This is a genomic window from Gymnodinialimonas ulvae (assembly GCF_037543845.1).
GTDB classification, from domain to species: Bacteria; Pseudomonadota; Alphaproteobacteria; order Rhodobacterales; family Rhodobacteraceae; genus Gymnodinialimonas; species Gymnodinialimonas ulvae.
Genome location: NZ_JBBIFX010000003.1, coordinates 389,749 through 413,482 on the forward strand (window position 1 = coordinate 389,749; position 23,734 = coordinate 413,482).

General features: G+C 63.1%; 27 protein-coding genes. 11 read left to right on the forward strand and 16 right to left on the reverse strand.

What is annotated here, in order from left to right; all coding sequences use genetic code 11:
* The first annotated feature begins 143 nt into the window (after positions 1-143).
* Positions 144-1,019 (forward strand): aromatic amino acid exporter YddG, encoded by an 876-nt coding sequence (gene yddG, locus V8J83_RS15935; RefSeq protein ID WP_339987422.1) that lies wholly within the window; start codon positions 144-146, stop codon positions 1,017-1,019.
* A 183-nt stretch (positions 1,020-1,202) separates the two neighbouring features.
* Here yddG and V8J83_RS15940 read toward each other — a convergent pair whose 3' ends face one another.
* Entirely contained in the window at positions 1,203-1,343 is a 141-nt protein-coding gene (locus V8J83_RS15940; RefSeq protein WP_339987423.1) for a hypothetical protein, read from the reverse strand.
* A gap of 100 nt (positions 1,344-1,443) precedes the next feature.
* Complete coding sequence (locus tag V8J83_RS15945; RefSeq protein ID WP_339987424.1) at positions 1,444-1,569, reverse strand: hypothetical protein; 126 nt, start codon at positions 1,567-1,569, stop codon at positions 1,444-1,446.
* Positions 1,570-1,663: 94 nt separating this feature from the next.
* Here V8J83_RS15945 and V8J83_RS15950 point away from each other — a divergent pair, with 94 nt between their 5' ends.
* Positions 1,664-2,611: a transcriptional regulator GcvA gene (locus V8J83_RS15950; protein WP_339987425.1), complete on the forward strand. Its 948-nt coding sequence runs from the start codon at positions 1,664-1,666 to the stop codon at positions 2,609-2,611.
* A gap of 27 nt (positions 2,612-2,638) precedes the next feature.
* Here V8J83_RS15950 and V8J83_RS15955 read toward each other — a convergent pair whose 3' ends face one another.
* The 3 genes from V8J83_RS15955 to V8J83_RS15965 form a co-directional block, all read right to left on the reverse strand.
* Positions 2,639-2,803 carry a YdcH family protein gene (locus V8J83_RS15955; protein ID WP_339987426.1) on the reverse strand — a complete coding sequence of 55 codons (165 nt, stop codon included), beginning with the start codon at positions 2,801-2,803 and terminating at the stop codon, positions 2,639-2,641.
* A 108-nt stretch (positions 2,804-2,911) separates the two neighbouring features.
* Positions 2,912-3,640 carry a tRNA1(Val) (adenine(37)-N6)-methyltransferase gene (locus V8J83_RS15960; protein WP_339987427.1) on the reverse strand — a complete coding sequence of 243 codons (729 nt, stop codon included), beginning with the start codon at positions 3,638-3,640 and terminating at the stop codon, positions 2,912-2,914.
* Positions 3,640-3,855 carry a putative signal transducing protein gene (locus tag V8J83_RS15965; protein ID WP_339987428.1) on the reverse strand — a complete coding sequence of 72 codons (216 nt, stop codon included), beginning with the start codon at positions 3,853-3,855 and terminating at the stop codon, positions 3,640-3,642. The genes V8J83_RS15960 and V8J83_RS15965 overlap by 1 nt, the downstream gene beginning before the upstream one ends.
* A 52-nt stretch (positions 3,856-3,907) precedes the next feature.
* Between V8J83_RS15965 and V8J83_RS15970 the strand changes: the two genes are divergently transcribed.
* Positions 3,908-4,921, forward strand: a complete 1,014-nt coding sequence (locus V8J83_RS15970; RefSeq protein ID WP_339987429.1) for a polyprenyl synthetase family protein — start codon at positions 3,908-3,910, stop codon at positions 4,919-4,921.
* On the opposite strand, the gene V8J83_RS15975 is transcribed toward V8J83_RS15970, so the two are convergent.
* From V8J83_RS15975 to V8J83_RS15985, 3 genes are all read right to left on the reverse strand, one after another.
* Complete coding sequence (locus tag V8J83_RS15975; RefSeq protein ID WP_339987430.1) at positions 4,897-5,739, reverse strand: 4-(cytidine 5'-diphospho)-2-C-methyl-D-erythritol kinase; 843 nt, start codon at positions 5,737-5,739, stop codon at positions 4,897-4,899. The two genes, V8J83_RS15970 and V8J83_RS15975, sit on opposite strands and share 25 nt — an antisense overlap.
* 3 nt (positions 5,740-5,742) lie before the next feature.
* The gene (locus tag V8J83_RS15980) at positions 5,743-7,440 is read right to left on the reverse strand and encodes a tetratricopeptide repeat protein (RefSeq protein WP_339987431.1); all 1,698 of its coding nucleotides are present in this window, start codon (positions 7,438-7,440) and stop codon (positions 5,743-5,745) included.
* Positions 7,441-7,560: 120 nt separating this feature from the next.
* Positions 7,561-9,210: an electron transfer flavoprotein-ubiquinone oxidoreductase gene (locus V8J83_RS15985; RefSeq protein WP_339987432.1), complete on the reverse strand. Its 1,650-nt coding sequence runs from the start codon at positions 9,208-9,210 to the stop codon at positions 7,561-7,563.
* Between the two features lie 189 nt (positions 9,211-9,399).
* On the opposite strand from V8J83_RS15985, the gene V8J83_RS15990 reads away from it, so the two are divergent.
* The 3 genes from V8J83_RS15990 to V8J83_RS16000 all read left to right on the forward strand — a co-directional run bounded on the left by V8J83_RS15990 (position 9,400) and on the right by V8J83_RS16000 (position 13,667).
* The gene (locus V8J83_RS15990) at positions 9,400-9,711 is read left to right on the forward strand and encodes a DUF2834 domain-containing protein (RefSeq protein ID WP_339987433.1); all 312 of its coding nucleotides are present in this window, start codon (positions 9,400-9,402) and stop codon (positions 9,709-9,711) included.
* A gap of 109 nt (positions 9,712-9,820) precedes the next feature.
* Positions 9,821-11,086, forward strand: a complete 1,266-nt coding sequence (gene lysA / locus V8J83_RS15995; RefSeq protein ID WP_339987434.1) for a diaminopimelate decarboxylase — start codon at positions 9,821-9,823, stop codon at positions 11,084-11,086.
* 31 nt (positions 11,087-11,117) lie between these two features.
* Complete coding sequence (locus V8J83_RS16000) at positions 11,118-13,667, forward strand: DUF4175 domain-containing protein (protein ID WP_339987435.1); 2,550 nt, start codon at positions 11,118-11,120, stop codon at positions 13,665-13,667.
* A 6-nt stretch (positions 13,668-13,673) separates the two neighbouring features.
* Here V8J83_RS16000 and V8J83_RS16005 read toward each other — a convergent pair whose 3' ends face one another.
* Positions 13,674-14,600 (reverse strand): zinc-ribbon domain-containing protein, encoded by a 927-nt coding sequence (locus V8J83_RS16005; RefSeq protein WP_339987436.1) that lies wholly within the window; start codon positions 14,598-14,600, stop codon positions 13,674-13,676.
* Between the two features lie 246 nt (positions 14,601-14,846).
* On the opposite strand from V8J83_RS16005, the gene V8J83_RS16010 reads away from it, so the two are divergent.
* The 5 genes from V8J83_RS16010 to V8J83_RS16030 are packed head-to-tail and all read left to right on the forward strand — an operon-like array spanning position 14,847 to position 17,956.
* Positions 14,847-15,524, forward strand: coding sequence for a cell division ATP-binding protein FtsE (locus V8J83_RS16010; protein ID WP_339987437.1), 678 nt, complete (start codon positions 14,847-14,849; stop codon positions 15,522-15,524).
* Positions 15,521-16,423 (forward strand): cell division protein FtsX, encoded by a 903-nt coding sequence (locus V8J83_RS16015; RefSeq protein ID WP_339987438.1) that lies wholly within the window; start codon positions 15,521-15,523, stop codon positions 16,421-16,423. The genes V8J83_RS16010 and V8J83_RS16015 overlap by 4 nt, the downstream gene beginning before the upstream one ends.
* Positions 16,420-17,145, forward strand: coding sequence for a lysophospholipid acyltransferase family protein (locus V8J83_RS16020; protein WP_339987439.1), 726 nt, complete (start codon positions 16,420-16,422; stop codon positions 17,143-17,145). Before V8J83_RS16015 ends, V8J83_RS16020 begins: the two co-directional genes overlap by 4 nt.
* Positions 17,145-17,744 (forward strand): pyridoxamine 5'-phosphate oxidase family protein, encoded by a 600-nt coding sequence (locus tag V8J83_RS16025; protein ID WP_339987440.1) that lies wholly within the window; start codon positions 17,145-17,147, stop codon positions 17,742-17,744. Before V8J83_RS16020 ends, V8J83_RS16025 begins: the two co-directional genes overlap by 1 nt.
* The gene (locus V8J83_RS16030; protein WP_339987441.1) at positions 17,741-17,956 is read left to right on the forward strand and encodes a hypothetical protein; all 216 of its coding nucleotides are present in this window, start codon (positions 17,741-17,743) and stop codon (positions 17,954-17,956) included. Before V8J83_RS16025 ends, V8J83_RS16030 begins: the two co-directional genes overlap by 4 nt.
* Here the strand turns inward: V8J83_RS16030 and V8J83_RS16035 are convergent.
* From V8J83_RS16035 to def (V8J83_RS16065), 7 genes are all read right to left on the reverse strand, one after another.
* Positions 17,953-18,912 (reverse strand): acetyl-CoA carboxylase carboxyltransferase subunit alpha, encoded by a 960-nt coding sequence (locus tag V8J83_RS16035; protein WP_339987442.1) that lies wholly within the window; start codon positions 18,910-18,912, stop codon positions 17,953-17,955. The two genes, V8J83_RS16030 and V8J83_RS16035, sit on opposite strands and share 4 nt — an antisense overlap.
* A 92-nt stretch (positions 18,913-19,004) precedes the next feature.
* Positions 19,005-20,180, reverse strand: a complete 1,176-nt coding sequence (locus V8J83_RS16040; protein WP_339987443.1) for a LytS/YhcK type 5TM receptor domain-containing protein — start codon at positions 20,178-20,180, stop codon at positions 19,005-19,007.
* 74 nt (positions 20,181-20,254) lie between these two features.
* Complete coding sequence (locus tag V8J83_RS16045; protein ID WP_339987691.1) at positions 20,255-21,211, reverse strand: L-malyl-CoA/beta-methylmalyl-CoA lyase; 957 nt, start codon at positions 21,209-21,211, stop codon at positions 20,255-20,257.
* Between the two features lie 205 nt (positions 21,212-21,416).
* Positions 21,417-21,686, reverse strand: coding sequence for a hypothetical protein (locus V8J83_RS16050; RefSeq protein ID WP_339987444.1), 270 nt, complete (start codon positions 21,684-21,686; stop codon positions 21,417-21,419).
* Positions 21,683-22,597: a methionyl-tRNA formyltransferase gene (gene fmt, locus V8J83_RS16055; RefSeq protein ID WP_339987445.1), complete on the reverse strand. Its 915-nt coding sequence runs from the start codon at positions 22,595-22,597 to the stop codon at positions 21,683-21,685. The genes V8J83_RS16050 and fmt overlap by 4 nt, the downstream gene beginning before the upstream one ends.
* A gap of 28 nt (positions 22,598-22,625) precedes the next feature.
* Positions 22,626-23,120: a peptide deformylase gene (def, locus tag V8J83_RS16060; RefSeq protein ID WP_339987447.1), complete on the reverse strand. Its 495-nt coding sequence runs from the start codon at positions 23,118-23,120 to the stop codon at positions 22,626-22,628.
* Between the two features lie 85 nt (positions 23,121-23,205).
* On the reverse strand, positions 23,206-23,730 hold the full coding sequence (def, locus tag V8J83_RS16065; RefSeq protein ID WP_339987448.1) for a peptide deformylase: 525 nt from the start codon (positions 23,728-23,730) through the stop codon (positions 23,206-23,208).
* Between the last annotated feature and the right edge of the window lie 4 nt (positions 23,731-23,734).

Genomic DNA, 23,734 nt, shown 5'->3' on the forward strand with positions numbered 1-23,734 from the left:
AGCCGCACCGCAAAACAGAAGGGCCTCCGCCATCCGCGGGGGCCTTTTTTCAATCCGCACCTCCCAAACGCCTCCACACCCCCGAAAGCACCAAGGCGTTTTCGACCTTCCACATCGGCCCCGACTCGCCTAACGCGATGCCCATGTCGCGCCACTCCGCCACCGCCATCGGCCTGATCGCCGTCCTGCTCTGGGCCCTTCTGGCGCTCTTCACCATAGGCACGGACCCCGTACCGCCGTTTCAACTCAATGCCATGACCTTCACCTTGGGCGGCACGATCGGCCTGCTTTGGGTCGCGGCAACGAACGGCTGGTCCCGCCTGCGCCGCGTGCCGCTGCGTGTTTATCTCTTTGGTACCCTTGGCCTTTTCGGCTACCATGCATTGTATTTTAGCGCCCTGCGCCTCGCCCCACCTGCCGAGGCCAGCCTGATCGCCTATCTCTGGCCGCTGTTCATCGTGCTTTTCTCGGGCCTGCTCCCGGGCGAACGCCTGGGCCTTTACCACGTCCTTGGCGCTCTGATTGCCTTCGCCGGGGCGGCCCTCCTGATCGCGCCGGATGGCAATGGCTTCACCGGGGGAGTCGGCCTTATCCTCGCCGGGCTCTGCGCCCTGACGTGGTCAAGCTATTCGGTGCTGTCCCGCACCGCAGGGGCAATCCCGACCGAAAGCGTCGCGGTGTTCTGTGTGCTGACCGCCCTGCTCTCGGTCCCGCTCCACCTGATGCTCGAAGTCACCCAATGGCCGCAGGACACCACTGGCTGGGGCGCGGTCCTCGCCCTCGGGATCGGGCCGGTCGGCCTTGCGTTTTATGTCTGGGACATTGGCGTCAAGGCAGGCGACATTCAGCTTCTGGGCGTCGCAAGCTACGCAGCCCCGCTGTTGTCGACCCTGATCCTTGTCCTCGTGGGGGTGGCTTCGACCTCCCTCACGCTTCTAACAGCTGCCGCCTTGATTTCCGGCGGCGCCGGACTGGCCGCCTACGGCTCTGCCCTGCGTCAGCGCAACGCGCCGAGGTAGCCCATCAGGCGCGCCATATCCTGCGCGTCGCGGGCCCTGCGTGCAGCCGTCATTCCGGTGATGCGGCGCATGTAAGTGAAAAGCATTTTAACTGACTTTCTAATCGGGCAAGTGAAAAACATCAGGTCTGGCTCCGACACCGAAGTGACGCCGCCCCCAAATGCCAATTCAGCATAGCCGCCATCAACTGGCTGCAACACGCCCCTCTACCGGGTCGGACTTGCGCATGGCACGCCGCCAAAGCGTGCGCAGGGCGTCGCGACGGGCCGCGCGGGCGTCCCGCATGATCTGGTCGAAATCGGGATCACAATAATACTGATACATGGCAAACCTGCTTCTTTGTCTTGCGTTCAACCAAGAGATAGGGGCTTTCAGGGAAGATAGAATTGCATTTTGCGCAACCCCGCATCCCACGTCGCCCGGCTTAGCGGCGGCCCGTCAGAAAGCCCCAGACCTCGCCAAGGATTTTGCCGCGTTCGGCATGGGCGCGGGTGATGGCATCGCGAGCACGGGCGTCGGTTGTGTTGTCGAAGAACATATCGAACCTCATAAGCTTTGTGTTTCTGTTGAACCTTACTTGGGCCGCAATCCGGTTTTTCGCAAACGAGACTTTCCATCGCCTCGATTTAGTTATACTTAACTGTATGTCTGATCGCCTCCCGCCCCTGACCGCCCTGCGCGCCTTTGATGCCGCCGCACGCCACATGAGCTTCTCCAAGGCGGCGGCGGAGTTGAACGTCACACCTGCCGCCCTGTCGTTTCAGATCAAGTCGCTCGAGGAACATCTCGAAGCGCCGCTCTTCCGCCGCCTGAACCGCGCGGTGGAGTTGACCGACGCGGGTCGCGCCTTGGCGCCCGGGGCCGCCGATGGCTTCACCGCGCTCTCGGCCGCATGGCGCGCCGCACGGCGCTCGGTCGATCAATCCACGCTGACCGTCACCGCCGGCCCCGCGTTCACCGCCAAATGGCTCGCACCGCGCCTCTTCACCTTCGCCGAGGCCCATCCCGGGATCGAGCTTCGGTTCTCCGCCACGCTCCGGCTGATGGATTTCACCCGCGATGACGTCGACGTCGCGATCCGTTTCGGCTTTCCGCGCGCCGAAGAGGGCCTGTTCTCCCGCAAGGTGATGGACGAATGGCTGACCCCGATGATGACCCCCGCCTTGGCCGCGCAATATCCCGACCCCTCGGACCTCGCCCGCGCGCCGCTTCTGCATCAAGACGACACCGCAGGCTTCAAGCCCGCCTTCGACTGGCCCGCCTGGTTCCGCGCTGCCGGATTGCCACCGCGGTTCGCCTCTGGAACCCGCTTCAGCCAGGCGGATCACGCGCTCGACGCGGCCATCGCCGGGGGCGGCGTGGTCCTGGGCCGGATCTCTCTGGCGGAGGGGGATTTGCGGGACGGGCGGCTCGTGGCCCCTTACAAGATCGGTCTGACGACGCGCGCCAAATATAGGTTCGTCTGCCCGGAAGGCTCCGAACACCGTCCGCAGGTGCGTGCGTTTCTTGACTTCCTCGAAGCACAGACCGTGGGGCTTGAGGCGTATCGGAAAGACTTGTCGTTTGTGGACGCCGCCGAGGTGGCCGACTAGCGACCGACCCCGGTCGACATCATCGCATCAGCTGTCGAGCCGCGCGATTTCTTCTTTGAGGCGGAGCTTTTCCTTCTTCAGCTCGCGGATCGTGAGATCATCCGTAGCAGGGCTTTGCTGGCTTTTCTCGACCTGAGCCGAGAGGTGGGCGTGTTTCTTCTTGAGTTCCTGAAGATGGGCGCCAAGCGACATATGAGTCTCCTCTCGTTGTGGAATGTTAACCCCGAAAGTGCAGCACAAAATCGGCGTCATGTCACGTCCGACGGCAGGCGTCGTCCAAAATGCTTGGCACATTGCCGGTTAATCGAAGGTTAGTGCCTCTGCGTTGCGCAGGACCGCCCGCGCTGTTGCAGAATAATCATCCCCATCACGCGCATGCACGGCACCTTCATGTATAAGAATTGGCGCGCAGAGCCGAAACGCTCCGCGTCCGCCCTTGCGCGCCCGCAAAATCACTCGCCCCGCCGCGCGGCCCTCGCGCGCGGCCAACGGCAGAACCGCAACCGATCCGTAGCCGTCCAACGCGGCCAAAATCTCTGGCAAACGCTCCGCAAGATGGATCATCGTCAGCCATCCACCCGGCTTCAACCGTGCCTTTGCAACCCCGCACCAATCGGCCAGCGGCGTCTCCTCGCGAAACGCCGACTCGCGCCCGGCATCCTGCGCCGCCGTCCCGGCTCCCTTCGCAAGATAGGGCGGGTTGGCCATGACGTGATCGAAGGACAGCTGGCGCAGCTCGGCGGGCAAATCCGTCAAATCGGCCTCGATCAAAGCAACCCCGTTGCGTCGCCCAAGATCGGCATAGGCTGCCTGCCGCTCCACGCCGGTGACACGCACCCCCTCGACCCGCGCCGCCAGACACAGCGCCGCCACCCCCACACCACATCCCAATTCCAGAACATGCTCTCCCGGTTGCGCCGGACAGGCCGCCGCCAGAAACACCGGATCGGTCGCCGCGCGATATCCGTCCCTGGGTTGCCAGGCCTGCACCCGACCGCCCAGAAACCCGTCCCGCGTCACCCCATCCATCACTCGCTTACCGGCAGGTCGTTGTCGCGCAATGCCGCCCGCGCCGCGAAGGCATCCGCGCGCCGCACCAGCAGACGGCGCGGCAATATGCCGATGCTGCCTTCAAGGGCGCTCATATGGACGTCCATCTCGAACACCTCTATATCCTCGCCAGATAGTAGCGCCGAAGCGAAGGCGATCACGGTTGGGTCGTTACTGCGCAGGATTTCAAGCATATCCGACTGGTAAGCAGCGGACGCCGGGATGTCGAGACGGGGGATAGAGCACATGGGCCTCGATCACGCAGCGGCCAAACCGCACGAGCGCATGAGCGCCGCGCTGGCCGAGGATCTGGCCGGTGTGAACGCCCTGATCCGCGACCGTATGGCCTCCGAACACGCCCCGCGTATCCCCGAAGTGACAGCCCATCTGGTGGAGGCCGGGGGCAAGCGTGTGCGCCCGATGCTGACGCTCGCCTGCGCGCGGCTCTGCGGCTACACCGGCACCGATCACGTGAAACTGGCCGCCACTGTCGAGTTTATCCACACCGCTACGCTGCTGCACGATGATGTCGTCGACGAAAGCGAAAAGCGGCGCGGTCGGCCCACCGCGAACCTGCTGTGGGACAACAAATCAAGCGTTCTGGTTGGCGATTACCTCTTTGCCCGAGCGTTTCAGTTGATGGTCGAACCGGGCTCGCTCCGGGTGCTCAGTATTCTGTCGAACGCGGCCGCCACCATTGCCGAAGGCGAGGTCCTGCAACTCTCCGCCGCGATGAACATCGACACGACCGAGGCCACCTACCTGCAGGTGATCCGGGGCAAGACCGCCGCGCTCTTCGAAGCCGCCTGCGAGGTTGGCGGCGTGATCTCCGACAGCGACGAGGCCATCGTGCGCGCCCTCGCCGCCTACGGGGACGGCCTTGGCGTGGCGTTCCAGATGGCCGATGATCTGCTCGATTGGGGCGGTGTGGACGCCGCCAGTACGGGTACGCTCGACAAGAACATCGGCGACGATTTCCGTGAACGGAAGCTGACCCTTCCGGTGATCCGCGCCATCGCCGCCGCCGATGCGGAACAGCGCGCCTTCTGGGCCCGCACCATCGCCAAGGGCGATCAGCACGACGGCGATCTCGACGAAGCCCTACGCCTTCTGACGCTGCATGGTACGCTCGCGCAAACCCGCGACGAAGCCCACGCCCACGTCGCCCGGGCCAAGGCCGCGCTGGCCGATCTACCTGATGATCCGATCCGCGATATGCTCGGCGATCTAGCCGATTATGTGGTGGCGCGGCTGAACTGAATACGTTGCGCCGTCGGGCTGTCCTCAAGGACCCGCGCCGCAACCGCCCACCAACCCTCCGGCAGGGCCGCCGCCGCCGCCCGGGCCTCCGCTTCGCCCGCGTATAGGCCAAAGCACGTCGCCCCCGATCCGCTCATCCGCGCCAATGCGCAGCCCGGCGTCGCCGCCAAACGCTCCAGCACAGCGCCGATGACGGGTTGCAGGTCTCTCGCCGCGCCTTCCATGTCGTTGCGCGTCTCCACCAACCATCCCAGGAAGCTGTCGAAATCTGTCCAATCCAGCGCAGGCAAGGGCGGGTTATCGACCCGCTCCATCGCGCCGAAAACGGCCCCCGTCGGCACCTCCACTCCGGGATTGACCAGCACGATCCATAGCGCGGGCAGCGGCGGCACATCATCCAGCACTTCGCCGATGCCACGCATGCGTGTCGGGCGGCACCGGACGCAGACCGGCACATCGGCCCCCAACGCCTCGCTACCCGCGCCCGTGGAGCCCAACGCGCGGAGAACAGCGGCGGCATCGGCCGACCCGCCGCCAATCCCCGCCGCATGGGGCAGGTGTTTTTCTATAAGAATATCCGCGGATTGCCTGACCCAGTCCGCGGCACGCCAGGCCAGATTGCGCTGATCCGTCGGCACCCCCTCGGCGGTTGGCCCCTGCACGCGAAGCCGCATCGTCTCAGCAGGCCGAACCTCGACCCAATCGCCGGTGTCCGCAAAGACGACCAGTGAGTCGAGCAGGTGTAACCCATCGTCCCGCCGGCCCACCACATGCAGCGCCAGGTTCACCTTGGCCGGCGCGAGACCACGCATACGCATGCGTCACTCTTCCTCCAGCGCCCCGACGCCACCTTCCTCTTCGAGGACATCGTACAGTCCGACCTCCAACTTGCGCCGGATCCGGTCCAATTCGTCCGTGTCATCGGGATCAAAGCTCAGCGCCCGATGCCATTGGAACTCCGCCTCACGGTAGCGTCCAACCATCCAATAGACGTCGCCCAGATGATCGTTGAGAATCCAATCGTTGGGCTCAAGCTCCACCGCCCGCTCCATCGGCGCGACCGCCTCGTCAAACCGGCCAAGCCGGTAATAGACCCACCCAAGGCTGTCCACGATATAGCCGCTTTCGGGCCGCGCCGCGACGGCCCGCTGAATCATATCCAGCGCTTCATCGAAGTTCCGGCGCTGCTCGACCAGAGAATAACCAAGGTAGTTCAAGACGTTGGGCTGTTCAGGGTTCAACTCCAACGCACGTCGGAAATCCGCCTCGGCAGGGGGCCAATCGTCCAGCTGATGGTAACAGATGGCGCGCGCGTAGTGGATGAACCAATACCGTGGCAGATCCGCGTCGACGAGCGTCAGCACCGCGCTATAGGCCTCGATCGCCTCCGCGAACATCTCGTTGCGGCGAAGCACATCGGCATAGGCCGCCTGAAGCGAGGCCAGTTCCGGGCGTGCCTCGACCAGCGCCGAAAGCGTGCTGATCGCCTCCTCGCTGCGGCCCATGTCTTCCAGGGCATTGGCCCGCGCCATCTGCGCCTCGATGTAGTTTGGATCGCCCTCCGGCACCGAGGCCAGCGTGGTCGCCGCAAGATGAACCTGCCCCTCTTCGCTCATCAACTCGCCCGCCAGAAGCGCCGCGTCGGTATGCGTCGGATCAATCCCACGCGCGGCCTGCGTCATCAACAGCGGCAGCGTTCGGTTCCGATCCCCCGACAAAAGCTGCGCAACGGTGAAAAACACCTCCGCCACGCCCTCCTGCGCGGTGATAACGAAATCATACGGCGTCTCGGCGCCACTGCCGATCTCGGCCTGCAACGCCAGAAGCCCGGGGTCCGGCACCGCCTGAGTGTAGCCGTCCAGCAAGTCCAGGGCCTCGCCCCGCATGTCGAGCTGCACCATGATCTGCGCCCGCGCGCGCACCACGCGTTCGGTGTTGGTGATCTCGACCCCGGTCTCGCCCGACAGGATCTGATGCGCGGCCTCGAAATCGCCAACCGCCGCCCGCGCCAGCGCCAGGTGCAGCGCGGCCAATTCCTCCAATCCCCGCTCGCTGGCCAGCGCCTCGAACGTCTCAACCGCCCCGGACATATCTCCTTGTCCAAAGACCAACCACGCGCGCGTCAGCTCATCGGCCAACGGTCCGGGGCCGTTGTCAGCCTCGATCATCGCAATCGCCTCGGGAAGCTGATCCTGCGCCACATGCCGCACAAACGCGACCAGCGCGATCAACTCCTGCCCATCCGCCCCCGCAGGCAGATCGGCGGCGATTTCAGCCGCCTCTTCCCATTCCGCCAGCGCCGCATGGGCAAAGACGGCATTGGAAATCAAGAAGCCATTGGCGGGATCATATTCAATCGCACGGTCGAAATACCGCGCCGCTTCTTCGTGATTGCCCGCCATCGCCGCTGACCGCGCCGCAAGATACGAACCCGCCAGACCATCCGCGGCCACGGACGAAGGTGTCCCGGCAGTCCCGGCCAGAACGGCAAGGACAGACAGGGTGTGTTTCAAGGCCATGGCAAGTGCTCTCCCGTTGCGCGCAGCATCGCGCAAAAGACTAGGCCGCACCCGGGCGAAGGGCAATCGCACCGACCTGACTTCTGCGTCAACACCCGGCCCGCCGGGGCCACGACACCGTCACATGTTCGGATAATTCGGCCCGTCGCCCCCCTGCGGCAGGGTCCAGTTGATATTCTGGCTCGGGTCCTTGATGTCGCAAGTCTTGCAATGCACGCAGTTTTGGAAATTGATCTGGAACCGCGGGTCCTTGCCCGCCTCCTCAACCACCTCATACACCCCCGCCGGGCAATAGCGCTGCGCCGGCTCCGCGTATTCGGGCAGGTTCACCGCAATCGGAATGCTCGGGTCCTTCAGCTTCAAATGCGCGGGCTGGCTTTCCTCGTGATTGGTGAACGAATAGGCCACATTGGTCAGCCGGTCGAAGCTCAACACGCCATCGGGCTTGGGATACTCAATCGGGTTCCACCGCGCCGCCTTCATCGTGGCATCGGCGTCGGATTTGCCGTGCTCCTTGGTGCCAAAAACCGAGAACCCGATGGTGTTCGTCCACATGTCGAACCCGCCCAGACCCAGCGCGCCAAGCACACCATTGCCCGACTGGATCGGCTTCACATTGCGCACCTTGTAAAGGTCCTGTCCCACCGGCCCCTCGCGCAACGCGGTGTTGTATTCGGTCAATTCGTCCGACGCACGGCCCTCCCCAATCGCCGCATGCACCGCCTCGGCCGCCGCGATCCCCGACAGCATCGCATTATGATTGCCCTTGATGCGCGGCACATTCACCAGGCCCACCGAACATCCCAACAATGCCCCGCCAGGGAAGCACGCCTTCGGCATCGACTGCCAACCGCCCTGCGCAATCGCCCGCGCGCCATAAGCCACGCGTTTGCCGCCCTCCAGAAGCTTCGCAATCATCGGATGATGCTTGAACCGCTGGAACTCCATGTAGGGATACACATGCGGGTTCTTGTAATTCAGCGCCGTCACCAGCCCGATGAACACCTGATTGTTCTCGGCATGATACACAAACGACCCACCTGCGGCGTTTTTGCCAAGTGGCCAGCCCAGCGAATGAAACACCGACCCTTCGCTGTGCTTATCCGGGTCAATCTCCCAGATTTCCTTCATCCCGAGGCCGAATTTCTGCGGCTCGCTGTCGGCGTCAAGGCTGAACTTTTCGATCACCTCTTTCGACAGGCTCCCGCGCACGCCTTCGCTCAGGAACACGTATTTGCCGTGCAACTCCATGCCCGGCTCCGTGCCCTCGCCATAGGATCCATCCGGCTCCAACCCGAAAATGCCGACCACCACGCCCTTCACTTCGCCGCTCTCACCATAGACCAGCTCCGAGCACGCCATGCCCGGGAAAATCTCAACGCCCATCTCTTCGGCCTGCTCCGCCATCCAGCGGCAGACATTGCCCATCGAGACGATGTAATTGCCGTGGTTGTTCATCAGCGGCGGCATCGGGAAGTTGGGGATACGCAGGCCACCGGCCTCTCCCAGTATGTAGAACTTGTCGTCCTTCACCGGCACGTTGAGCGGCGCGCCCTTGGCTTTCCAGTCGGGGATCAACGTGTCGAGGCCAACCGGGTCGAGAACCGCACCCGACAGGATATGCGCCCCCACCTCGGATCCCTTTTCCAGCACCACAACGTTCAGATCCGCGTCCAGCTGTTTGAGCCGGATCGCCGCGGACAACCCCGCAGGTCCCGCGCCCACGATGACCACGTCATATTCCATGCTTTCGCGTTCGATCTCGGACATGTCTCCGGTCCCTCTCAAGCTGTCATCGGGTCCATTGTACAATTGGCCCGGAAATGGCGTCCGGCGAGAGGTAGCGCGCAGGTGACGCAGGCGTCAATTGTGACGCCGCATCATTTTCATCTGCTGCGCGGCATGGACGCTGCGGCCCGGCGGCGCTACCTGCGAACATGACGCTGATCGGAGGGCCCCATGCTGCGCATCATCTACGCCATCGTTTTCCTCGCCGGGATCTACTACCCGTGGCGGCATTTCTACGCCTGGTTCAACGAACACGGCTGGGATCTCGGGCCGATGATCGACGCGTGGTATGTAAACGAGGCGACCACCGGCTTGACCTGGGATCTGACCATTGCGGCAATCGCGCTGATGATCTGGGTCGCCGTCGAAGTCATCCAGCGCCGCGACTTTTGGTTCCTTCTGGTGGTGCCCGCAACCTTCGGGATCGGCGTGTCGGCGGGCCTTCCGTTGGCGCTCTTCCTGATGGCCCGCCGCGCCGCATGATTGCGTTCAGATGCACGCAAATCCGTTCTTCCGATCGCATCTTCGGGGCCTTTGAACGTGTCGGAATCAATGCTAGGTGCCCGCGAAGACGGTGAAAAGGCGCGATCGGATGGACCATTTTCTCTACAAAAACGGTGTCTTGCATGCCGAAGATGTGCCCCTGACCGATATCGCGGCCAGCGTCGGCACGCCCTTCTATGTCTATTCCACCGCCACTCTGACCCGTCATTTCGACGTTTTCACCGAGGCTCTTTCCGGCCTTGATCACCTCATCTGCTACGCGATGAAAAGCAATTCCAATCAAGCGGTTATTGCCCATATGGCGTCGCTTGGGGCCGGTATGGACGTGGTGTCGGGCGGTGAATATCTGCGTGCCAAGGCCGCCGGTGTGCCAGGCGAGCGGATCGTGTTTTCGGGCGTCGGAAAGACCGCCGAAGAAATGCGCCTCGCGCTCGGTGGCGGCATCCGGCAGTTCAATGTCGAATCCGAGCCCGAGATGGAACGGCTTAGCCAAGTAGCTGGAAGCATGGGGAAAATTGCATCCATCACCATCCGCGTGAACCCCGACGTCGATGCCAAGACGCATGAAAAGATTTCCACCGGCCGCAAGGAGGACAAGTTCGGCATCCCCATCGCCCGCGCACGCGAGGTCTATGCCCATGCCGCGACCCTCCCCGGCCTCAAGGTGATCGGCATCGACGTCCACATCGGAAGTCAGCTCACTGACCTAGAACCGTTTGAAATTGCTTACACAAAAGTCGCCGAACTCACCCATCAACTGCGCGCGGACGGCCACGAAATCACCCGTCTCGACCTTGGTGGCGGGCTTGGTATTCCCTACGAACGCTCCAACTCCGCCCCGCCCTTGCCGCTCGAATATGGCGAAGTCATCAAGCGCACCGTTGGCGATCTGGGCTGCGAGATCGAGATCGAGCCGGGGCGCCTGATCTCCGGCAACGCGGGTCTTCTCGTCGCCGCGACAATCTACGTAAAGCACGGAGAAGACAGGGATTTTCTGATCCTCGACGCGGCGATGAATGACCTGATCCGGCCCGCGATGTACGGCGCCTGGCATGATATCGTCCCGGTGATCGAGCCCGCCCCCGGCGCCGAGCAGACGCCTTATGACATCGTCGGCCCGGTCTGTGAAAGCGGCGACACCTTCGCCAAACAGCGTAACCTGCCGGAATTGCAGGAAAATGATCTGATCGCTTTCCGCTCCGCCGGGGCCTACGGCGCGGTGATGAGCAGTGAGTACAACTCCCGCCCCCTGATCCCCGAGATCCTCGTGAACGGTGATCAATTCGCCGTCATCCGCGCGCGTCCATCGTTTGACGACATGATAAACCGCGATACTATTCCGACATGGGCCTGACGCCCGCCGGGCCCTGCCCGAGAAGGGGATCATGACCAAGCGCGACCCAAAGACCTCCGCCTTCCAACACCTGATCTGGCCGTTGCGCCTGACACGTTTGGGCATGGTGGCAGAACGCGCGGTGCGGGCCTTCTGGCCGGTCTGGACCTTGATATTCATCGTGCTCGCGGCCGCAGCCTTCGGCGCAGGCAGCCTGCTTCCCGCGACATGGCTCTGGCCGGTTGCAGGCGGTATTGGACTGATAACGCTTGGGTTTTTTGTGCGCGGGCTCCGTCTCTATCGGCACCCCTCACGCGATGACGCCATCGCGCGGTTGGATGCCACCATGCCGGGGCGTCCGATTACAAGCCTGATGGACACGCCCGCTGTCGGCGGCACGGATCCGGCCAGCCGCTCGGTATGGGCCACGCATGTGCGGCGCATGGCAGAGCGCGCTGCGACGGCACGCGCGCCCGAGCCGGACCTCCGCCTGTCGGCGCGCGATCCTTACGCTTTGCGCTACATTGGCGCGACCGCCCTTGCGATGGCGCTTCTCTTTGGCGCGTTCAGCCGTGTCGGCGAAGTGGGCGATGTTCCGCTTGGAGCAGGTCCCGCAACGGCGTCCTCCGGCCCAAGCTGGGAAGGTTGGGTCGAACCGCCGCTCTACACCGGCCTCCCGTCGCTTTACCTCAATGAAATCACCGCCGATGGCTTCGAAGCCCCGCTCGGTTCGGAAATCACGCTGCGTGCATACGGCGCACCGGGCGCGATCACCCTGCGCACCGACGTCGGCCCCATGCCAGACCCCGACCCGGACGCCTACGCCCAGACCGTCGTTATGGAACAGGGCGGCATTCTCGCCGTCGACGGCCCAGGCGGGCGCGAATGGCTGGTCTCGGTCCGGCCCGATCAACCGCCGAGTGTTGCCCTTGAAGGTGAGGTCGAAGGCGAGCCGCCCGGGGCAATGGAATTCAGCTTCACCGCCAGCGATGACTACGGAGTCCGGTCCGGTACCGCGACGATCCGCCTGAACCTCGACGCCGTTGATCGGCGATTTGGCCTGATCCCAGATCCGGAACCGCGCGAACCCGTCGTGCTGGACCTGCCGATGCCATTTCGCGGCAACCGGGACGCCTTCACCGAAGTCGTCCTTGAAGACCTGAGCGAGCATCCCTTCGCCAACCTACCCATCACCTTGACGCTGACCGTGACCGATGACGCGGGCCAAATCGCCACCGTTCGCTATGACGTGGACCGCCTGCCCGGGCAGCGGTTCTTCGATCCGATGGCCAATGCGCTGATCGAAATGCGTCGCGATATCCTGTGGAATCGGGCCAACGCCGACCGCAGCGCGCGTCTGCTGCGCGCCATGACGCATCTGCCGGAACCGGGTTTGCCCGAAGCCGTCTACCTTTCCCTCCGATCGGCCATCCAAAGACTGGAAAGCGCCGTCGATCTCGTGTCGCTTGAGGTGCAGGAGGACGTGGCAGAGATCCTGTGGGAGGCCGCGCTTGAGTTGGAATTCGGCGACTTGGACAACGCTTTGGAGCGCTTGCGCCGCGCGCAGGAGCGCCTCGCCGAAGGAATGCGCCAAGGCGCCAGCGACGAGGAAATCGCCGAGTTGATGCAGGAAATGCGCGAGGCGATGGACGATTACATGCAGGAACTCGCCGACAACACGGAGTTTGGCGACGACACCGACCAGCCTGATCAAGGCGACGGAGAACGCATGGAAATGTCCTCGGCCGACCTCGACGAAATGCTGGAGCGCATTCAGGAGCTGATGGAAGAAGGTCGCATGGCCGAAGCCATGGAATTGCTGGAACAGCTGCAGCAGCTTCTGGAGAACATGGAAATCACCCAAGGCGGTGAGGGCGGCGACGGGCCTCAGACCCCCGGGCAAGAGGCCATGGAAGGGCTGCAGGACACGCTGCGCGGCCAACAAAACCTCAGCGATGACAGCTTTCAGGAGCTACAGGATCAGTTCAACCCGAACCGGCCCGGTCAACAAGGCGAACAGCAAGGCGACGCTCCGCAAGGCAACCAGCAGGGTCAGGATGGCGAAAACCCGGGCCAGGGCCTGGGTGGGGATGACGAGCAAGGCGCGGGCTCCTTGGCCGAGCGCCAGGAAGAGCTGCGCCGCCAGCTTGAGGAACAGGCACGCCGCCTGCCTGGCACCGGAACCGAGGCCGGGGACGAAGCGCTCGAACAACTTGACGGCGCAGGTCGGGCGATGGACGAGGCCGCCGAGGCGCTGGAACGCGGCGACATTGCCGAAGCGCTTGACCTGCAGTCCGAGGCGATGGAGGCGATCCGCGAGGGCATGACGCAATTGGGCGAGGCCCTGGCACAGGAACAGGGCGCGGAACCCGGTCAGGGTCAGGCCGAAGGCAACATGGCCGAAAGCCGCCCGTTGCAGGACCCGCTTGGGCGCCAGGCCGGAAACAACGGCGCGTTCGGATCAGACGATGGGTTGGAAGGCAGCGAAGATGCACGCCGTCGGGCCCGCGAATTGCTGGACCTGCTGCGCGACCGGGCCGCTGAACAGGGTCGGCCTGAGGTGGAGCGTGATTACCTGCGGCGCCTTCTGGATCAATTCTGAGACGCGCTACTCGCTCGGGCCAGCCGCGCCGCCCGCTAAGGAGCGGGCAAAACCGTCCAGCCAGAATCGCCCGGCATTCACCAACTCGACGTAGCGCTCCAGGGCCGGACCCGCCTGCGGTGCGGCTTCGGTGATCTGCTCCGCATAGAGGTAGAGCACCACCGCAAGCGCCACGAGCACCAACGCGAGAAAGAAGCCGAACCGCCCGCGACCACGACGCCGCGCGCTTTCGACAATCGTATCCACGTCACTGGCGTCATCTTCATCCTCGCTCCGATCACCGGTGGCGCGCAGGGTCGAATTGATTTCCTCGATGTCGGGCAGCAGGTCACTGCGCGACGGCGTCGGGGTGGGGGCAGCGGCGGCAGCGGCTGCGGTTGCAGCCAGATCTTCAACCTCGAACGCGTCTTCCGCTTCTTCCAACCCGACCAGACGGCGCGCGCGGTTGCGATCTTCGTTACCGCTCAACGACATTTCTGATTGCGTCTGTACTGCGGCGGGCTCAGCATTTCCGCGGCGCAGACGTGCTTCGCGCTCCGCTTCCTGACGCAGGATATCGGCAACACCGGCCTCGATCTGACGTCGCGCAGGGCGGTCGAGCGCATCGTCGCCCGCGTCGGTGCCCATCGCACCGCTTGAACCGCGAATGTCGATTTCTTCCAGCTGCGGTTCCGGATCAGGCTGCGGGGTCGGCGCTGGGGCGGGGTCTTGTTCCGGCTCAGGCGTATCGTCCACCGGATCAGACCCCTCCATCTCGGGCGCTGCATCCTCTGCCGCGGGCTCCGCTGGCGCGGGCTCCGGATCAGCCGGGCGAACCCCCGGTTGGAACCACGTGGTAGCACAATTCGAGCATTGCACATCCCGACCAACAGCCGGGATCATGCTTTCGTCGACTTCATACTTCGCGCTGCAGTTTGGGCACGTCAGTCGCATGGTTCACTGCTCTCGTGGTTTGGCCATCCGATTGGCCATGACGGTCCCATAACCATGGGGCCGGTTCGGTTGTCTGATACAATGATTAACAATCCCGATAGCTGTTTCCAATCCCTGCCGCGCCCCAAGACTAAGGAAGTTGCATCTGCGCGCCATATGACGCCGGGCACACGCGGTGCGATTGCAAGTGACCCGCCAAGGGTGCAAGACAGGGCCAACACGAGCGGCGCAGGGGCGCAGGGCCAAATGATCGAGATGCAGGACGCCGCCTACGGCTATGGGACAGAACCGCTTTTGTCCGATCTTTCTCTGCACCTGGCTCCCGGTTCGTTTCACTTCCTGACTGGGCCATCGGGGGCCGGAAAGACCACGTTTCTCAAGCTGTGCTACGCGGAACTTTTGCCGACAGGCGGCAACGTCACCCTTTTCGGCCACACCGCAACCGGGCTCAGCCGGGACGGCATCGCGGATCTGCGACAAAGGATCGGCGTGGTGCATCAGGATTGCCGGTTCCTTGACCATTTGCCCCTGTCCGAAAACATCGCCCTGCCACTCAATGTGACCGGCAAAGCCGGCATGACACAGAAAACCGACCTGACCGAATTGGTCAGCTGGGTCGGCCTGACCGCGCGGGCGGAAGCCTTGCCACCAGAGCTTTCGGGCGGGGAACGTCAACGCGCCGCGCTCGCCCGTGCGATCATCATGGATCCCGATATGATTCTGGCCGATGAGCCCACGGGCAACGTCGACTGGGACATGTCACTGCGATTGCTGAACCTGTTGATCGAATTGAATAAATTGGGCAAAACCGTGGTGATCGCAACGCATGATCTGGCCCTTATCCGCGCCGCAAAACAACGTGTTCAGGCGCGGGTTTTGCGGATTCAGGGCGGCAACGTCACAGCAGCCGGGGCGGATTTATGAACCTGCGGGACGACCTTTTCGCGATCGTACGCGGGGACAGAGGCGCGGATCGGGTCGTGCCGCGCAGCGGACAATCGGCCCGGCTGACCTTTGCGACCTCTGCCGCGATGGCCTTTCTCGCCGTCTTTGCGATGGCTCTTGCGATAGCGTCGGGCCGCCTTGCCGAGCGTTGGTCGGATGCCTTGGCGCAATCCTCGACGATCCGAATTTCAGCCCCCGCAGCCGAGATGGATGCACAGACTTGGGCCGTTCTGGACGTGTTGGAGCAGACCCCCGGGATCGAAAACGCCCGCGCGCTGACCAATGAAGATCAACAGGCGTTGCTCGCGCCGTGGTTCGGCCCGGACCTGCCGCTCGACAATCTTCCGGTCCCGCAATTGATCGAAATCACCGAGACGCCCGAGGGCTACGACGCCGACGGTCTGCGCCAAAGGCTTGCCGCCGAGGCGCCCGGTGCGGTTCTGGATGACCATGACCGCTGGCGCCGCCCACTGGCCGAGGCCGCCACACGGCTGCGGATCTTGGGTTGGGTGGCGCTGGCCCTGATCCTTGGGGCAACGGCGGCGATGGTGACGCTGGCCGCGCAATCCGCGCTCAGCGCCAATGAGCAGGTGATCCGTGTGTTGCGTCTTGTTGGCGCGCGGGACAGCTACATTGCGCGCGCCTTTGTCCGCCGTTTCACCCTTCGCGCCCTGACCGGCGCCGCCCTTGGGGCAGGCGTAGGCCTTCTGGCGGTTGCGCTTCTGCCATCGGCCCAAGACACTGCCGCGATTCTGACAGGGCTCAGCTTTTCGGGCACGGGTTGGTTTTGGCCGCTTCTCATTCCTGTCCTGGCCGCGGCGACCGCCTTCGCGGCAACCGGTATCGCGGCTTTCCGCACGCTGAGGAGCCTGCAATGATCCAATGGCTCCGCTCGCTTCTGCATATCATCCAGATGTACGTTGCCATGCTTGTTGTGGCCGTGGCGTACTTCCCCTACGCCCTGTTCAGCGCGTCCGGGGCGCATGCCGCCTGCCACGCACTCAGCCGATGGGTGTTCTGGACGCTTGGCTGGATGGTTGGCCTGAAGACCGAAGTTCGCGGCACACCGCCGACCGACGAGGTCATGATCGCCGCAAAGCACCAGAGTTTTCTCGACATCATGATGATCTACAACGCCGTGCCGCGCGGTAAATTCATCATGAAAAAACAGCTGATGTATTCGCCGGTTCTGGGCCAATATGCCCTGCGCATTGGCTCGGTTCCCGTCAATCGCGGCAAACGCGGCGCGGCTATCAAGAAAATGCTGCGGGACGTGAAAAACGGTAGGCAGCAAGGCGGTCAGCTGATCATCTACCCGCAAGGCACCCGCGTCGCGCCGGGTGTAACCGCCCCCTACAAGGCCGGCACCGGCGCCCTTTATGAGCAGCTCGGTCAGCCGTGCGTCCCGGTTGCAACGAACGTTGGCGTGTTCTGGCCGCGCCATGGGATTCTGCGCAAGCAGGGCGTTGCGGTTGTCGAATTCCTTCCGCGGATCGAACCTGGGCTTGAAATTGCGGATTTCATGCAGCGCCTGGAATCACAGATCGAAACGGCAAGCGACGCGCTTTTGGTCGAAGCCGGGTTTGAGCGGAGGAATTGATGCGGAAAATCACGTCGCTCGAAGACCTCGCCGCGCTTTATGGCGCCCCGGTTGAGACGTCGCTGACAAAGGTTACGCCGCGATTGACACCGCTCTATCGCAAATGGATCGACGCCGCGCGCTTCGTGATCCTGTCGACAGTCGGGCCCGAGGGCACGGACGCCAGCCCCCGTGGCGACGACGGTCCGGTGGTGCGCATGGTCGACGATCGGACAATCTGGTTGCCGGATTGGCGGGGGAACAACCGGATCGACAATCTGCGCAACATCGTACGGGATCCGCGCGTGTCGCTGATGTTCATGGTACCGGGCTGCAACAACGTGGTGCGGATCAACGGCACCGCGTTTTTGACGGATGATCCGGACGTCACCGAAACGTTCGAGCAAGGCGGCAAACATCCGAAAACCGTCATCGTCGTGCAGACCGAGGAGGTCTATTTCCAATGCGCCAAGGCCTTGATCCGCTCGGGCCTGTGGTCTCGGGATGACGCGGACGGGCTGCCGACTCCGGGTGATTTCGTGAAGGCCGTGCATGCGGATTTCGATGCCGAGGCCTACGACACAGGCTACGCGGAATATGCCAAGGGCCGTATGTGGTGAAGGCGCTTGGCTACATGGTGTTTGTGCTGGCCCTCGGGTTGGGTGTGATCGCCGCCTTTGTGTTTTATGCGGCCTTCACGGATTGGCGCGGTCGCGGTTGCCCGGGCGCCGAGCAATGCTCCGACGCGGTGAGCGTTATGGTGCTGACCGGTTGCGCATTGGTCGCGTCGATGGTGATGGTCTTTGCCGGGATGGTGCTCGTCCGGCGTTAAGCCGCCAAGCCTTTGGAGCCCAAATCGAGGAATTTCCGGCGGCGATTTGCAATGACATCCGCACGCGTGGGTGTCCCCATTTCGGTCAGCAGATCGGAAATCGCTTTGCCCACTGCGTCGATCGTTGCGGGCTTATCTCTTTGTGCACCGCCGAGCGGCTCGCCGATGATGTGGTCGCACACGCCAAGGCGCTGCAGGTCCTGGGCGGTCAGGCGAAGCGCTTCGGCAGCCTCCCGCATCTTTTCGGCGTCTTTCCACAGGATCGACGCGCAGCCCTCGGGGCTGATCACGGAATAGATCGAATGCTCCAACATGGCGAGCTTGTCGGCGGTGGCAAATGCCACGGCCCCACCCGATCCGCCTTCTCCGATGATGACCGAGATCAACGGAACACCAATCTGCAGGCACTTTTCGGTAGACCGCGCGATGGCCTCGGATTGACCGCGTTCCTCAGCCCCCTTGCCCGGATAGGCGCCGGGCGTGTCGACAAGACTGATGACCGGCAGGTTGAACCGGTCTGCGAGATCCATCAGACGCACGGCCTTGCGATACCCTTCGGGTCGGGCCATGCCGAAATTGCGCTCGATACGCGTTTTTGTATCGTGGCCTTTTTCGTGGCCCATCACCACAACCGGCGTGTCATTGAAGCGAGCCAGGCCGCCCATGATCGCATGGTCGTCCGCGAAGTTTCGATCCCCGGCCAGCGGGGTGTACTCGGTGAACAAGTGATCAATGTAATCGCGGCAATGGGGCCGGTCGGGGTGGCGCGCGATCTGGCATTTGCGCCAAGGCGTCAGGTCCTTGTACAGATCGCGCAGCATATCGGCGGCCTTCTTGTCGAGAGCCGCCGCTTGATCCGCGACATCCATACCCTCTTCGCGCCGCGCCATTGCGCGCAGCTCTTCCGCTTTGCCTTCGATTTCGGCCAGCGGCTTTTCGAAGTCGAGATAGTTCATCGCGGCGCTCTCTGCTCGTTGCCCAACGCCACGTATATGGCGGGGCTAATGCCCGGATGCAACTCAGCGCATCCGACCAGCGCGATTGCAGACTATCCGCGGCTACGCTCCATCAGGAAATTTGCTTTTGCGAACAGGGCGTCATGTTCGTCTGGGTCGAAAATCCGGGACCGGGTCACGAATGACGCGTTGCCGTGCGGCTTGGGCGAATAGTTGAAGACCGGTTTCGGTGTCGCCCAGGTTGATCGTCCATTCAGCGCGGCCCGTTCGATCAGGTGCAGGAATTCGCCGGGGTCGGGCGTTGCGATTTCCGAAACGTCCCAGTAGAGCGGCGCGTGACCGTCGATCGCGTTTTCGGCCAGAGCGGTACGGACCGAAGCCCGCAATCGGTGGACCGTTTCCAGTTCTTCTCGTGTGATCGGCACCAGAATACTGCCATTCGCCGCACGCCCCGCAAGGGGCCAATGGCCCAGATGGCTCGACAACAAGCTCGCTTCAACCTCGGGCGCATTGGATTTGCGCGCCATCCAGAAAAAGCTGCGCCATCCGGGCGCCTCGGCAGCAATCACGAGGACACCGGCGAAAGATCCCAGTGGTTGGGCGGCGAATGCGTTGGTGATTTCGCGCACGAAGGTTTGGCCGGTCAAAAGGCCGGTATGTGCATTGCGCGACGCGCTTTTTTCGCGCTTTTCTTCGATTTGTATGCGCCGGTTTTCACGTTCCAGCAGCGCACCGATCAGCGGCACAACGAGTAAGTTCATCGCCAGAATGGGTCCGACGGCGGAGGTGAAGAACCAGACGGCCAGGTCACGCGGAAGCGCAACGGCGGCCAGAAGGTGCGTCGACATCGCCAAAGCCAGAAGGAGAAGCATCCCGAAATTGCGTTTCTTGAAGGCGGCCATCTTTCGGGCCCAGATAATGCCCGCGAGACCAGCAATGACCATCGCCCATAGGCCAGACACGGTGCCTACGCCGCCAATTTCGATGCGTGTAAGCATGGCAATGACCAGACACGGGATCAGACCGCGCCAGCCCAGGAACGCACCGGCGAGCGCGACAGGAATGTTTCTGAGGTCGATGATAAGGCCGGCATAGGGTTCGAGCGGGTTATGCATGTGCAGCGCCGCCATCGCGCCGAACATCACGCCGATAAGCGTCGGGGCCACCGCATTGCCCACGAGACGTCGTCGCACGGCCCCGTAGCTCTCGGCAAGAAGTGCGGTGACGGCCAAAGCCGCCGCCATATCAACGAAAGTCGCAATGCTCATGGAGTCCCCAATGCGCCTGATCAGAGTCCGGGACGCTAGGGGCTATCAATTTCGATTGTATTAACGCTGCGGCATCAGCTGGCCAGCATTTCCGCCTGTTTTACAATAACTTCAGCCTGTTTGATCGACGCGATGTCAACAAGACGGCCCTTGTAGACGGTCGCACCCGAGCCATCGGCTTTGGCCTGTTCCATCGCCGCCAGGATCTCGCGCGCTTCGGTAACCGCTTGTTCCGAAGGCGTAAAAACCTCATTCGCCAAGGCGATCTGCTTGGGGTGAATGGCCCATTTTCCGACCATTCCGAGGGTGGCGGAGCGTTTCGCCTGAGCCCGGTATCCGTCGTCGTCGGAGAAGTCACCGAACGGGCCGTCGACCGGCAAAACGCCGTGGGTTCGGCAGGCGGCCACGATGGCGGTCTGAGCCCAATGCCAGGGATCCGACCAATGCTTAACCCCCTGATGAAGCATGTAATAATCTTCCTGCGTGCCACCGATGCCGGTGGTTTGCATGCCCATGGAGGCGGCGAAATCGGCGGCGCCGAGGCTCATGGCTTGCAGGCGGGGGGAGGCGGCGGCGATGTCTTCTACATGGGCAATGCCGGCCGCACTTTCGATGATCACCTCAAAGCCGATGGGCTTGGTTCGGCCGCGCGCGGTTTCGATGGCCGTCACCAAGGCATCCACGGCGTAAACGTCTGATGCGCAACCTACTTTCGGGATCATGATGATATCGAGACGCGGTGTGTCGGCCTCTAGCAACTCCACAACATCGCGATACCAATAGGGGGTGTCGAGACCGTTGATGCGCACGCTGAGCGTCTTGGTGCCCCAGTCAACCTCTTGAATAGCCTGAATAATATTGGCGCGTGCCTGCGCCTTGTCATCGGGGGCCACGGAATCCTCAAGATCGAGGTTGATCACATCCGCCTCGGACGCGGCCATCTTACTGAAAAGCTTGGTATTTGAGCCGGGACCGAAGAGCTGACAGCGGTTCGGGCGGGCGACGGGGGCGGGTTGCAGACGGAAGCTCATATGCGGACCTCGGCGAAAGGATGTTTCATGTGACTTTCGCTGAGGGGTAGAATATTGCGCAAAAACACGCAAGTGCTGCGGTGCAGAAACCGGCGCGCCGGCCCCTGACCAAGGTGCATTTTCCTGTAGTTTTTCTGTAGTTTTTTCAGAGCTACCAAATCGCGCACATAAACAACCCACTCCGGCCCGTTCTGTGCGCGTAAGATCAGCGGCGATCATTCTTCCGCTTGCGGCGATGGGTGGCATATTCCGTCGGGATCAGGATCAACGCCGCCGCCGAACCGACCACGGCATCGAGGCCGGGCGAGCCAAGCGTCAAACCGAACAGCGAGCGGATAAAGAACAAGACCAACACAGCGCCCCAGGCGATGAAGACCGAGGGCAGGATGCCATTGTGGGTCCAGCCCCACTTCTCGAACAGAAAGCCAACGACCCCGGCAATCATCAACGAGCCGAAAAACGAAAACAGGATCATGTGGCCTCTCCCAATCTGTCACCCGGTGCGAGGCGCGCGCCGCGCATCCACTCTTCTGCCGTCATCGGCCCCTTGCCCTCGGGCTGAACCCGGGTGAGGTCGACCGCACCGGACCCGCAGGCAATCGTTGCGCCATCCAAAACAATCCCGGGTACGCCCGTTCCATCAACCACGGATGACGCCAAGATCTTCACCCGTTTTCCGTTCACCATGGTCCACGCCCCCGGAAATGGCGACAGACCGCGGATCTGTGCATCAATATGGGGGGCGGGCGCCGTCCAATCCACCTTTGCCTCGGATTTGTCGATCTTTGCGGCATAGGTGACACCCTCCGCAGGCTGCGGCTCGGGCGTGAGCATGTCGAGCATGGGCAGGGCCTTTTGCACCAACCCGGCGCCTTCGCGTGACAGCTTGTCATGCAAGGAGCCGGCGGTTTCATCGGGCGCAATCGCCACCTGATCGCGCAAAAGAACCGGGCCGGTATCAAGCCCGGCCTCCATCTGCATCAGGCAGACGGCGGTGGTGGTATCCCCGGCCATGATGGCGCGCTGAATCGGGGCGGCCCCGCGCCAGCGTGGCAAATCGGAGGCATGGACATTCACACAACCCATGCGCGGCGCGTCGAGGATGGGTTGGGGCAGCAGAAGGCCGTAGGCGACGACAACGGCGACATCGGCGTTGAGGGCGGCAAAATCTTCCTGCGCCTGCGGGTCCTTGAGGCTAACGGGATGGCGAACCGGCAAGCCAAGCGCCTCGGCGCGCTGATGCACCGGGCCGGGACGTTCTTTCTTGCCGCGACCGGCGGGGCGCGGGGGTTGGGAATAGACGGCGACGACGTCGTGCCCCTGCGCCACGATCGCATCGAGGATCGGGACAGAAAACGCAGGCGTACCCATGAAGATTATACGCATTTGCGCGCGCTCCCGATCACGATATCCATCAGCGGGCCTTCCTTGCCTTCTTGAGCAGCATGTCGCGTTTTACCTTTCCGAGATTGTCGAAATACATCCGCCCGGCCAAATGGTCGATCTGATGTTGCACGGAGGTGGCCCAGAGATCGACGAATTCCTGCCGCACCCGCATGCCCATCGCATCGGTGAAGGCCACGGTCACGCGCGCGGGGCGGGTGATCTTGGCGGAGACGCCGGGCAGATTCGGCGACGCCTCGGGGTAGGTGTTGAGGTCAGCGGACGCGGCGATGATTTCCGGGTTTGCCATGCGGATCGCCTGCCCGCGCGCATCGCTGGCATCGACGACGGCGAGGCGCAGCATGACCCCGATCTGAGGCGCGGCAAGGCCGAGGCCGGGCATGGCGTCCATCGTCTCGATCATGTCGTCCCAGATCGCGCGGTGATCGTCGGTGAGGGTATCCACGGGATCGGCCGGCGTGCGCAGGCGTTTGTCCGGCCAGGGAAGGAAGGGGCGCTTGGGCATGGAACCTCGGGGGATGGGGGTGCGGTCGCTCTTCGGGCCGGTGGCCCTCCTCGCAGGTGCGCCTGGGGGGTAGGAAGGGAGGGGATCAGGCTTTCTCGGTTGCCCTGTTGCGCTTGAATTTGACCATCTTGCGGGTGATCAATTGCCGCTTGAGCGGGCTGAGGTAGTCGATGAAGAGCTTGCCGTCGAGGTGGTCGATCTCGTGCTGCACACAGGTGGCCCAGAGGCCATCGAACGTGTCCTGCTGTTCCACGCCATTGGGGTCGATCCAGCGCACAGTCACGGCTTCGGGCCGGGTGACATCGGCGTAATGCTCCGGGATCGAAAGGCAGCCTTCCTCGTAGACGTTGGTTTCGTCGGAAGATGCGATGACCTCTGGGTTGAACATCGCCATTGGGCGGGGGTCCGCGCCTTCCTCCTTGACGCAATCCATGACGATCAGGCGGCGCGACACGCCGATCTGCGGCGCGGCGAGGCCGATGCCGGGCGCGTCGTACATGGTGGCCAGCATATCTTCGGCCAAAGCGCGCAGCTCGTCGGACAGATCATCGACGGGGGCCGCAACTTTTTTGAGCCGTGGATCGGGATGCAGGACAATCGGGCGTTTCATAAAG

Bases quoted from the DNA above. Each gene is read 5' to 3' on its own strand.
- yddG (WP_339987422.1), top strand. From the start codon at position 144: ATGTCGCGCCACTCCGCCACCGCCATCGGCCTGATCGCCGTCCTGCTC.
- V8J83_RS15940 (WP_339987423.1), bottom strand. From the start codon at position 1,343: ATGTATCAGTATTATTGTGATCCCGATTTCGACCAGATCATGCGGGAC.
- V8J83_RS15945 (WP_339987424.1), bottom strand. From the start codon at position 1,569: ATGAGGTTCGATATGTTCTTCGACAACACAACCGACGCCCGTGCTCGC.
- V8J83_RS15950 (WP_339987425.1), top strand. From the start codon at position 1,664: ATGTCTGATCGCCTCCCGCCCCTGACCGCCCTGCGCGCCTTTGATGCC.
- V8J83_RS15955 (WP_339987426.1), bottom strand. From the start codon at position 2,803: ATGTCGCTTGGCGCCCATCTTCAGGAACTCAAGAAGAAACACGCCCAC.
- V8J83_RS15960 (WP_339987427.1), bottom strand. From the start codon at position 3,640: ATGGATGGGGTGACGCGGGACGGGTTTCTGGGCGGTCGGGTGCAGGCC.
- V8J83_RS15965 (WP_339987428.1), bottom strand. From the start codon at position 3,855: ATGCTTGAAATCCTGCGCAGTAACGACCCAACCGTGATCGCCTTCGCT.
- V8J83_RS15970 (WP_339987429.1), top strand. From the start codon at position 3,908: ATGGGCCTCGATCACGCAGCGGCCAAACCGCACGAGCGCATGAGCGCC.
- V8J83_RS15975 (WP_339987430.1), bottom strand. From the start codon at position 5,739: ATGCGTATGCGTGGTCTCGCGCCGGCCAAGGTGAACCTGGCGCTGCAT.
- V8J83_RS15980 (WP_339987431.1), bottom strand. From the start codon at position 7,440: ATGGCCTTGAAACACACCCTGTCTGTCCTTGCCGTTCTGGCCGGGACT.
- V8J83_RS15985 (WP_339987432.1), bottom strand. From the start codon at position 9,210: ATGTCCGAGATCGAACGCGAAAGCATGGAATATGACGTGGTCATCGTG.
- V8J83_RS15990 (WP_339987433.1), top strand. From the start codon at position 9,400: ATGCTGCGCATCATCTACGCCATCGTTTTCCTCGCCGGGATCTACTAC.
- lysA (WP_339987434.1), top strand. From the start codon at position 9,821: ATGGACCATTTTCTCTACAAAAACGGTGTCTTGCATGCCGAAGATGTG.
- V8J83_RS16000 (WP_339987435.1), top strand. From the start codon at position 11,118: ATGACCAAGCGCGACCCAAAGACCTCCGCCTTCCAACACCTGATCTGG.
- V8J83_RS16005 (WP_339987436.1), bottom strand. From the start codon at position 14,600: ATGCGACTGACGTGCCCAAACTGCAGCGCGAAGTATGAAGTCGACGAA.
- V8J83_RS16010 (WP_339987437.1), top strand. From the start codon at position 14,847: ATGATCGAGATGCAGGACGCCGCCTACGGCTATGGGACAGAACCGCTT.
- V8J83_RS16015 (WP_339987438.1), top strand. From the start codon at position 15,521: ATGAACCTGCGGGACGACCTTTTCGCGATCGTACGCGGGGACAGAGGC.
- V8J83_RS16020 (WP_339987439.1), top strand. From the start codon at position 16,420: ATGATCCAATGGCTCCGCTCGCTTCTGCATATCATCCAGATGTACGTT.
- V8J83_RS16025 (WP_339987440.1), top strand. From the start codon at position 17,145: ATGCGGAAAATCACGTCGCTCGAAGACCTCGCCGCGCTTTATGGCGCC.
- V8J83_RS16035 (WP_339987442.1), bottom strand. From the start codon at position 18,912: ATGAACTATCTCGACTTCGAAAAGCCGCTGGCCGAAATCGAAGGCAAA.
- V8J83_RS16040 (WP_339987443.1), bottom strand. From the start codon at position 20,180: ATGAGCATTGCGACTTTCGTTGATATGGCGGCGGCTTTGGCCGTCACC.
- V8J83_RS16045 (WP_339987691.1), bottom strand. From the start codon at position 21,211: ATGAGCTTCCGTCTGCAACCCGCCCCCGTCGCCCGCCCGAACCGCTGT.
- V8J83_RS16050 (WP_339987444.1), bottom strand. From the start codon at position 21,686: ATGATCCTGTTTTCGTTTTTCGGCTCGTTGATGATTGCCGGGGTCGTT.
- fmt (WP_339987445.1), bottom strand. From the start codon at position 22,597: ATGCGTATAATCTTCATGGGTACGCCTGCGTTTTCTGTCCCGATCCTC.
- def (WP_339987447.1), bottom strand. From the start codon at position 23,120: ATGCCCAAGCGCCCCTTCCTTCCCTGGCCGGACAAACGCCTGCGCACG.
- def (WP_339987448.1), bottom strand. From the start codon at position 23,730: ATGAAACGCCCGATTGTCCTGCATCCCGATCCACGGCTCAAAAAAGTT.